1 protein-coding gene is annotated in these 1,129 nt (G+C 63.1%); it reads right to left on the bottom strand.

The features are described 5' to 3' along the window. Window positions 1-25: 25 nt before the first annotated feature. Window positions 26-895, bottom strand: coding sequence for an IS5 family transposase (locus ACZ60G_RS44135; protein WP_465818406.1), 870 nt, complete (start codon window positions 893-895; stop codon window positions 26-28). Window positions 896-1,129 lie beyond the last annotated feature (234 nt).

The raw sequence follows: 1,129 nt of genomic DNA, 5'->3' as shown, positions 1-1,129 counted from the left end.
CCTTAGTGAGTGTCTGAGATCTCGGCTATCGGGTGCGGGCCAGTCGTCGTGACATGGTCATGATCATCGCGATGTGGACCATGGCTTCGTGGTGTGCTGGAAGTGTTTCGTAGTCGCGGATGCAGCGGCGGTGTTTGCTGATCCAGGCGAAGGTCCGCTCCACGACCCAGCGGCGGGGTAGGACCACGAAGCCGGGATCTGTGCGTTTGACGATGGCGACGGTCATGGTGAGTGCTTGTTTGGCCCACACGACCAGCCGCCCGGAATATCCGGCGTCGGCCCAGGTGAGAGTGATGGTGGAGAACTTTTCCCGGAGCAGGGCCAGCAATGGGTGGGCCGCGTCGCGGTCCTGGGTGCTGGCGGCGGTGACCACGACGGCCAGCAGCAAGCCCAGGGTGTCCACGGCGATGTGGCGTTTGCGGCCCCCGACTTTCTTGCCGTTGTCCCATCCGCGGGTGGTGGTGTGCACGGTGTCGGCGCCGCGCACTGACTGGGAGTCGATGATGGCCGCGCTCGGAGTGGGGTTGCGCGCCCTGCTCAACCGCACCCGGTCGCGCAGTGCGTCGTTGATACGTTGCCACGCACCGAGTTTCGTCCATCGACGAAAGATGTCGTAGACGGTTTTGGCGGGTGGAAAGTCGATGGGCAACGCCAGCCAGGCGATGCCGCCGCGAGCGAGGTAGAAGATCGCGTCCAGGACCTGTCGGCGGGGGTGTTTCTCGTTGCGTCCGCCCCTACCGCCGGTATTGCCGGGCTTGGGCAGCAACGGCTCGAGCAGGGACCACTGCTCGTCGGTGCACGATGAGGGATAGAACGAGCACTGCTCGACCGACGCGCACGACTCACCGCCGTGGGCCGGGCATGACGAACACAAGCAGGTAGGCAATACTGGCACACGAACTCCTGGTGCATCTGGTCTCGACAACCATTGATCTACCAGGAGTTCTTCGTGTTCCGGACGCGCCGCGCCGACACTAATGCCGTTCTGTTGCAGCAGGATTCGCTACTCCGACACCGGATCGATATCACCCGCAAGACCAACGACCTCCCGGTCATCAGGGTCTTGCGCGACACCTCATCATGTCCCGACCATGTCATCGCGCAATCGAGATCTCAGACACTCACTTAG

Source organism: Nocardia sp. NPDC102475 (assembly GCF_055584605.1).
This window is presented reverse-complemented; position numbering and strand designations above follow the sequence as displayed.